The sequence below is a fragment of the Streptomyces sp. NPDC091412 genome, assembly GCF_044756885.1.
Classification (GTDB): Bacteria; Actinomycetota; Actinomycetes; order Streptomycetales; family Streptomycetaceae; genus Streptomyces.
Window position 1 is genome coordinate 431,135 of sequence record NZ_JBIVTV010000001.1, and the last position, 8,434, is coordinate 439,568.

General features: G+C 73.7%; 5 protein-coding genes. 2 read left to right on the plus strand and 3 right to left on the minus strand.

Annotated features, from left to right (window positions below; genetic code table 11):
• Nucleotides 1-222: 222 nt before the first annotated feature.
• Nucleotides 223-2,025 carry a glycoside hydrolase family 15 protein gene (locus tag ACIQMV_RS01985; protein ID WP_172633010.1) on the plus strand — a complete coding sequence of 601 codons (1,803 nt, stop codon included), beginning with the start codon at nucleotides 223-225 and terminating at the stop codon, nucleotides 2,023-2,025.
• Nucleotides 2,026-2,141: 116 nt separating this feature from the next.
• Nucleotides 2,142-3,809: a PucR family transcriptional regulator gene (locus tag ACIQMV_RS01990; protein ID WP_402590400.1), complete on the plus strand. Its 1,668-nt coding sequence runs from the start codon at nucleotides 2,142-2,144 to the stop codon at nucleotides 3,807-3,809.
• Nucleotides 3,810-3,812: 3 nt separating this feature from the next.
• Here the strand turns inward: ACIQMV_RS01990 and ACIQMV_RS01995 are convergent, their stop codons facing one another.
• The 3 genes from ACIQMV_RS01995 to ACIQMV_RS02005 all read right to left on the minus strand — a co-directional run bounded on the left by ACIQMV_RS01995 (nucleotide 3,813) and on the right by ACIQMV_RS02005 (nucleotide 8,277).
• Nucleotides 3,813-4,943, minus strand: coding sequence for a glycosyltransferase family 4 protein (locus ACIQMV_RS01995; protein ID WP_402590402.1), 1,131 nt, complete (start codon nucleotides 4,941-4,943; stop codon nucleotides 3,813-3,815).
• A 1,239-nt stretch (nucleotides 4,944-6,182) separates the two neighbouring features.
• Nucleotides 6,183-6,980 carry an HAD family acid phosphatase gene (locus ACIQMV_RS02000; protein WP_402590404.1) on the minus strand — a complete coding sequence of 266 codons (798 nt, stop codon included), beginning with the start codon at nucleotides 6,978-6,980 and terminating at the stop codon, nucleotides 6,183-6,185.
• A 130-nt stretch (nucleotides 6,981-7,110) separates the two neighbouring features.
• Nucleotides 7,111-8,277 carry a pectinesterase family protein gene (locus ACIQMV_RS02005; protein ID WP_402590406.1) on the minus strand — a complete coding sequence of 389 codons (1,167 nt, stop codon included), beginning with the start codon at nucleotides 8,275-8,277 and terminating at the stop codon, nucleotides 7,111-7,113.
• Between the last annotated feature and the right edge of the window lie 157 nt (nucleotides 8,278-8,434).

Sequence of the window (8,434 nt, forward strand, 5' to 3'; positions counted from 1 at the left end):
CGGACACTCGCTGAGGAGCCCCGCCGGCAACACGGCACCACCCCCGTCCGTATGACCCGGAACAACAAGAGCTCGTCAGTTCGTTGAGCAAGGGTTGTCGTTCTGCCCCACGGCCGACCGGCGGTCCCCCCACCCCTCGACGACGCATTACAACCACCCCTTGACCGCACTAGCGACAGCCCCTTCGCGGGGTGTGACGTGGCCGTTCGACTGGAGTTGCACGTGGCCGGGCGCATCGAAGATTACGCACTCATCGGAGACATGCAGACCGCTGCCCTGGTCTGCCGGGACGGGACAGTCGACTGGCTGTGCCTGCCCCGCTTCGATTCCCATGCCATCTTCGCCGGCCTGCTGGGTACCGAGGAACACGGTTTCTGGCGGATCGGGCCGGCGTTCGCGGCCGGCACACAGCCGCCCACGGCGGCCCGGCGCAGTTACCGCGGTGACTCGCTGATCCTGGAATCCGAGTGGGACACCCCGCGCGGCACGGTCCGCGTGACGGATTTCATGCCCCCGCGCGACGGCGCCCCGCAGGTGATCCGCATCGTGGAGGGCGTCACCGGCCGGGTGCCGATGCGCTCCACGCTGCGCATGCGCTTCTCCTACGGCCGGGTCGTGCCGTGGGTGCACCGGCACGAGGGCCGCACGGTGGCGGTGGCGGGTCCGGACTCCGTGTGGTTCGACACATCGGTGAAGACCTACGGCAAGTCGCTGACCACGTACGCGGACTTCACCGTCGCTCCCGGTGACCGGATCGCGTTCACCATCTCCTGGCAGGCGTCGCACAAGGAGCCGCCGCCGCTGCCGGAGCCGGAGCAGTCGCTGGAGGCGACGGATGAGTTCTGGCGCGATTGGGTCGGGCACTGCACGTACCACGGGCCCTACCGCGAGGCCGTGGTCCGCAGCCTGATCACGCTCAAGGCCCTGACCTACGCCCCGACCGGCGGCATCGTGGCGGCCCCCACCACGTCGCTGCCCGAGGACATCGGCGGCGTACGCAACTGGGACTACCGCTACACCTGGCTGCGCGACGCGGCGATCACCCTGTCCTCGCTGCTGCGCACCGGCTACCGCGAGGAGGCCCGCGCCTGGCGCGAGTGGCTGCTGCGGGCCGTCGCCGGCGATCCGGACAACCTCCAGATCATGTACGGCATCGCCGGCGAGCGCGAGCTGGGCGAGGCGGAGCTCGACTGGCTGCCCGGCTACGAGAACTCCGCGCCGGTCCGGGTGGGCAACGGCGCCGCGCACCAGCTCCAGCTGGACGTCTACGGCGAGGTCACCGAGGCCCTGCACCTGGCCCACATGACGGGCCTGGCCCGCAACGACTACGCCTCCCTGCTCCAGCTCAAGCTGATCCAGTACCTGGAGAAGCACTGGCAGGAGCCGGACGAGGGCATCTGGGAGGTGCGCGGGCCACGCCGCCACTTCGTGCACTCCAAGGTCATGGCCTGGGTCGCCGTCGACCGCACCATCAAGCTCATCGAGTCCGGGGAGGCCGACGGCCCGCTGGAGCGTTGGAAGGTGCTGCGGGACGACATCCACCGCGAGGTGTGCGAGAAGGGCTACGACAAGGAGCGCAACACCTTCACGCAGTCCTACGGTTCGCGGGAGCTGGACGCGTCCTTGCTGCTCATCCCGCAGATGGGCTTCCTGCCGCCGGACGACAAGCGGGTCATCGGCACCATCGAGGCGATCCAGCGCGAGCTGTCCACCGCGGACGGGTTCATCCTGCGCTACCCCACCGACGGCGACCACGCGGGCGTCGACGGCCTGCCCGGCGACGAGGGCGCCTTCCTCGCCTGCTCCTTCTGGATGGCCGACGACCTGGCGATGATCGGCCGCGTGGACGAGGCGCGCAAGCTCTTCGACAAGCTCCTCTCGCTCCGCAACGACCTGGGCCTCCTCGCCGAGGAGTGGGACCCGCGCCGCCAGCGCCAGGTGGGCAACTTCCCCCAGGCCTTCAGCCATGTGCCGCTGATCGACACGGCCCTGCGCCTGACGGCGAGCGGCGCGTACGGAGGCTGACCCGGCGCCGGGCGGGCGAACGCGCGCGCCCGGCGGTCGGCCCAGCTCAGGGTGGTCGGACCGCTCCGGCCACCCGACGCTGCCGCCGCGTCGCGGGCAGAGGTAGCGTCCGCTTCATGGACCGCAGATTCGACACCGAGGGCACCGGCATCACCGTCCGGCGCGCCCTCGAACTGCCCGGCCTGCGCAGCGGCCTCCCCGAGGTCCTCGCCGGCGCCGACAAGCTGACCCGCACCGTCCGCTGGGTGCACGCCGGCGAGGTCCCCAACATCGCCTCCCTGCTCAAGGGCGGCGAACTCCTGCTGACCACCGGCTACGGACTCGGCACCCGCCCCGCCGACCAGCGGGCCTTCGTGCGCACCCTCGCCGACCGCGGCATCGCGGCCCTGGTGGTGGAGCTGGGCCCGCGCTTCACCCGCCTGCCCACCGCCCTCGTCGAGACTGCGCGGTCCGCCGGCCTCCCCCTCGTCCAGCTGCACCGCGAGGTGCCGTTCGTGGCGGTCACCGAGGAGATCCACACGGAGATCGTCAACGGTCACTACGCGCTGCTCCAGCGGGCCGAGGAGGTGCACCGCCGCTGCACTCAGGCACTGCTCGGCGGCGGCGGAGTGCCGCAGGTGCTCGGCATCCTGGCCGACTTCGGCGGCAACCCGGTCTTCCTGGAGACCCCGGACGGACAGTTGTTGTACGCGGCCGGCTCCGGCCCCGAGGGCGCCGATCCGCTCCAGGTCTGGGAGGGACTGCGCGACCAGCGCAAGGACGCGGCGCCGCCGGCCGGTTCGGTCGTCGTGGACGTGCCCGGCGGCGGACCGGGCACCGGCTCGGTGCGCGCCCGGCTCGTGCTGCTGCCGGTCCGCTCGCCGCTGGCCCCGGTGCACCGCATGGCCGCCGAGCGGGCGGCGGGTCTCCTCGCCGTGGTGCTGATGCAGGCCCGCCAGGAGGAGGAGCTGGCGGCGCGCGGCCGCGGCGACTTCCTCACCGACCTCGCCGAGGGGCGTATCGCCGCGGAGGACGCTCCCGCGCAGGCCCGGGTCCTCGGCTTCAAGCCGGGCAACAGCCCGCTGCTGCCCGTGGTGATGCGGCTCGGCGACGCGCTCGCGTCCACCGGGGACACCGCCCGGCCGAGCGCGGCCGCCGGCGGCGGGGGCTGGGCGGTACTGGCCCGCGCGGTCGCCGAGGAACTCGCCTCGGTGGGCGTGCCGGTGCTGCTGGGCGTGCGGCCGGTCGAGGGCCGGGTGCCGCTGCTGATCGGCCTGCGCTCGGAGAAGGAGCGGCCCACCGTCGCGGACCGGGTCGCGGCGGCCCTGCGGGCGGGTGTGGAGCGGGCCGGGATGCGGCGGCCGGGCGGGCAGCCGGAGGTGGTGGTCGTCGGTGTGGCGGGCGGCTGGGCGGCCGCCTCGGCGGGCCTGCGGCACGCGGCGGAGGCGGCGACGGCGGCGCAGGGGCTGCCGGACCGGCCCTGGTACGACGCCCGCCGCCTGGACATCGACCTGCTGCTGTGGCGGCTGCGCGACCACCCCGACCTGGCGGCCTTCGTGGACCGCGCGATCGGCCCGCTGCGGGACCACGACCTGCGCTCGAAGCCGCCGCTGCTGCCCACCCTTCAGACGTATCTGGCGCACGCGGGCCGCAAGGCGGAGACCGCCCGCGAGCTGCACCTGAACCGGCAGACGCTCTACAACCGCCTGGCCCGGATCGGGGAGTTGCTGGGCACCGACCTCGACGACCCGCAGACGGTCCTGGCCCTGAGTCTGGCCCTGCGGGCCCGCCGGCACGTGCCGTGAGCGTCAGGTCAGCGGCCGGGGCCGGGTCAACTCGTCGTAGACGCTGAGCACCTGGGCGACCGTGTCGTCCTCGGTGGGCCAGGTGGCGGCCTGCCGGATGCCCATGTCCCGCAGCGCCTCGCGGCGTTCGGGGTCGCCGAGCAGCCGTATGACGGCGCCGGTGAACGCGTCCACGTCCTGGTCCGGTACCAGTTCGGCCGCGTCGCCCACGAGTTCGGGCACCCCGCCGGTCCGCGCGGCGACGAGCGGCACCCGCGCGTGCAGGGCCTCCTGGGCGAGGACGGAGCGGGCCTCCCAGCTCCTGGGCAGCAGCGCCAGGTCGGCGGCGGCCAGCAGCTCGCCGACGTCGTCCCGCCGCCCGAGGAGCCGGACCGGCAGTTCCTCGTCCTCGATCCGCCGCTGGAACTCCGCACGCAGGGGCCCCTCCCCCGCGACGACGAGCAGCGGCACGGGTTCCATGAGGCGCCAGGCGCGGGCCGCGTCCAGCAGCAGCTCGTGGCCGCGGCCCGGGTCCAGGGAAGCCACGGCGATCAGCAACGGCCGGTCGATGGCGCCGAGTTCGGCCCGCACCTTGGAGCATGGACGGTCCGGGTGCTCGTATCCGGCGGTCGGCCGGGGCACCGCGACGGCGGCGAGCCGGGCGTCCCGCGCGCCTCGCCCGCGGGCCCGGTCGACGAGTTCGGAGGTGGTGCCGAGCACGACGGTGGCGGCCTTGACCACACGGCGCTCCAGGAGCCGCATCAGGTGCGCGCGGGCCCCTTCGGCGTGCACGTGGTTGTGCCAGGTCACCACGAGGGGCGTGCTGCGGCCGCTGAGCGCCAGCACGGCGCGGAACGAGGCGTGCAGCCCGTGCGCGTGCACCAGGTCGGCGTCCGCGCAGACCGTGCGCAGCGCGGCCACGGACACCGGGTCGCTGCTGCGCGGCACGTGCACGTGCTGGGCGCCGACGCCGGTGAAGGAGTAGGCGCGGTCGGCCTCGGCGGGGGCGCACACCGTCACCCGCACGCCCCGGGCGACCAGGCCCGCGGCCAGCGACCGCACGTGCGCGCTGCTGCCGGCGTTGCCTCCGCCCAGCACCTGCACGGTGCGCAGCGTCGACTGACCGTGCGATACGTGGCTGCTCACGGGGCTCACGCGGCCGGGGCTCCTGGTTCGGCGTCGGGAGGGTCACGGGAAACGTACAGAAGGTATCGAGCCGGGGTACAAAGCCGCAGACGCTGTCCCGGCTCACTGCCCCCGGCGTCCAAGGATGCCAGTACGTACGGGTGTTCCGGGTCGGCGGTGGGTGCCGGGCGCCTGCGGGAACGGTTCGACAGCTTGACGCCGGATCACTCATAAGAGTGAAACCGGCGGGTCGGTGCCGCCCTCGGCGCGTTCATTTTCTCCCCGTGCGCGGGAGCGGCGGCCACCGCGAGGGCGTACGGGACCGGTCCGCCGCGCCCCTCGCACGCGACGGCGCCGCGCCCAGGGCGTGCGCCCCCGTACCACCGCTCACCAGCCGCTCCCCGAACACGCGGGGCAGCACCGCCGCGGTGACTCCTCTGACAGCGTCCGGTCCACCGCGCGGCAGCGCGGACACCGCGCCGGCCAACCGACCGGGCCGCGCGACCGACCCGGCAGACGCGGCCCGCGCCGCCGGACCCGCCACGGACCGCACACGGTCGGCCCCGGACGCGGCTACCACGGCCACCGCCGGCCCGGCGCACACGGCCGGCACCGCCGGGGTCGCCGCGGACCGCACCCGACCGCCTCGGACCGCAGCCACTACAGCCACCGCCCACCCGGCACATACGGCCGGCACCGCCGGACCCACCGTGGACCGCACACGGTCGGCCCGGGACACGGCCGTCGCGGCCGTCGCCGGTCCGGGGTACCGCCCGATGGGCCGTCCTGCGTGGTGCGTGCGGCCCCAGCATTCGCGTCCGGCCGGTGGTGTGCGCGGGGTGGCGGCACGGGAGATCATTTCGCCACCCTACGCACTTCCTAGTGCTGTGGCCGGAACGGTTTGCCGGGAAGCTCGCGGCGTCCGGTGCTGGGGGCACCCCCCACGCCCTTCAGGCAGTGGGGGAACATCGCAAGGCGGAGCATCACCCGCGTACTGGATGTACTCGGGTGATGCGACAACGCGGCGTGGGGGTACCCCCGGCCGAAGGCTGGGGGAGTGCCGTGCCCGGCGCCGCGAGCCGGTGAACCTTTCCGGTCGCAGCACTAACGCTCCGACAGGCAACGTCGGCGCCGTCGCGACGCCCGGCACGCACTCTCGCCGCACCGCCCGAAAGCCCAAGTACATCCAGTACGAGGACTTCCGGCCGGCGCACCGAGAGCACGCACCGGACGCCGCTCCTTGACGGGCAGACGTTGCCCGCCGCGGCACTAGCCGACGAAGTACGTCGGGTTCGGCAGCTTGAAGGTGTGCTCGGCGTAACCGCCGTCGAGGTCGGAGTACTGGTCGCCGAAGTTGGCGACGATGTCGTACCCGAGGTCCTCGATGTGCTTGCGGGTGCCGGCCTTGTACTGGACGGTCGTGCAGGTCCAGGCGCCCGGGGTGGCGCAGCCCTTCAGGTAGGACGGCGGGTTGGCCGCGTCCTTGAGGAACATGTGCGCGGCGTCGAGGTTGACGTCGGCGCCGACCTTCTTCAGGTTCTCCACGGCGGCGGAGCGCTGTGCCTCGCTCAGGCCGGAGTTGTAGAAGACCTCGACGCCCTTCTTCGCGGCGTACCGCACGAGTTCGGGGCTGCCGAAGACCGCCGGGCGGTCGGCCTTGTTGACGTAGGCCGCCCAGGTGGCGCTGTTGTAGCCGTAGCTGTTCTTCTTCTCGTAGTCCAGGCTGAGCAGCAGCGTGTCGTCGATGTCGAAGACGACGGCCGGCTTGTTCTTGCCCTTGTGGCCCGCCTTGTCCGCCGCCTTGTCGATCCACTTCTTGGCGTCGGCGTCGACGCGCGCGAGGTCCTTGGCGTACGGGCTGTCCGGGGACGCCTGGTAGACACCGTCGGCGTCGAGCTTGGTGCCGTAGTAGGCGTCGATGTCCTGGGTGAGGAGCCCGATGTTGTAGGGCTCGTGGGTGGAGTTGGCGGTCGACTGACCTGCCGTGGCCGCACCGGCGCCGTAGAGCACGGCACTGGTGAGGGCGCAGGTGGCGGCGAGGGCCGCGATACGCAGTGGCTTGTGCATGAGTCGTTTTCTACGCGCGTCACCCACGGATGCGCGAGACCGTGCGGGGTACCTTTTGCCCGATCGATATCTGGCGTGGCCGACAATTCGCCTGCGCCACCCGCCGTTCACCTCGGCCGGTCACGCGCTGTCAGCGCCCCCGCCACGGCGTCCAGTCGCCGAGGTACGCATCCCGGTTCGCCGTCCGGGCCTCGGCGCGGGTGAGCTGGGGGCGGTGGGCCGGGTCGGCGATCCGCGCGCCGGGGCCGGAGTTGCGGTACTCGGCGAAACGTTGGTCCTGCCAGGGGTACGTGTCCGACATGTTGGCATATGGTGCGACCGCGTCGATGCCCGGGCCGAGCCAGGTGTCGCGGACGGTCAGCATCGGGCGGGCGGTCGTGTCCGAGCTGGGCACCCAGGGACGGGCGAGTTTGTAGCCGCCGTCCGGGGCCCGGCTGGTGACGCGGCCGTGCGTGACCAGGTAGCCGCGCGGATTGGCGGCCGCGGTGGAGGGCGCGAAGACGAAGCCGTACGGTGCCGCCGCCAGGTCGCTGCGGTCCAGCGCGCGGAAGTGGCAGTGCTCGAACACCGCGGTCGCCCGGCCGAAGACGAAGTCGACGTCGCCCTCGATGCGGCAGTGGGCGTAGTACTGGCGGGCGAAGGCGGACAGGGTCCTGGTGTCGGCGTACAGCGTGTCCTGGTGGCCCAGGAAGCGGCAGTGCCAGAACGCCGAGCGGTCGCCCTGCACCTTGACGGCGACGGCCTGGGTGCCGCTGACGCCGGGGTGGTCGGCACGCAGCCAGTCGTTGGCGAAGGTGATCCGGTGGGCGGTGAAACCGTCCGCCTGGACGGTCGTGGTGGCCGATCCGCTGGTGCCGTAGGTACCGCCGTCGGGTGTGGGCGTGCCGGCCGCGTGGTCGTACACGATCGTCACGTCGCGGGCGTCGCCCGTGGCGCCGATCCAGGTCATGTCCGTGCGCGTGGCGTCCACGGAGACGGTCTCCCGGTAGGTGCCCGGCGCGAGGACCAGGGTCCAGCCGCCACCCGCGGCCGCGTTCACCGCGGCCTGCACCTGGGTGAAGTCGCCGCGGCCGTGCGGGTCGACGTAGAGGGTGCGCGGGGTGCGACGGGCGGCCGGTGAGCCGTGGCGGCCGAACGGGTGCGGCCGGGCGGCGGCTCCGGCGGGCGGGGCGGCCAGGCCGAGCACGGCGCCGGCGGCAGCTCCGGCGAGCAGCAGTCCCCTTCTGGACAGGCCCTTTCCGGGCCGTCCCTTTCCAGGCAGGGGCGGCGGGGACGGGCGGAGGTGGGGCGAGGGCATGCGGGTGCTCCTTCGCGGTGCGGCGGGTCGGCGGCGGTGGCGGGGCGGGGGGGGGGGGGCCCCCCCCCCCCCCCGGGGGGGGGGCGGCCCCCCCCCCCCCCCCCCCCCCCCGGGGGGGGGGCCCCCCCCCCCCGGGCCGAGGGGGGTGGAGTCGGGG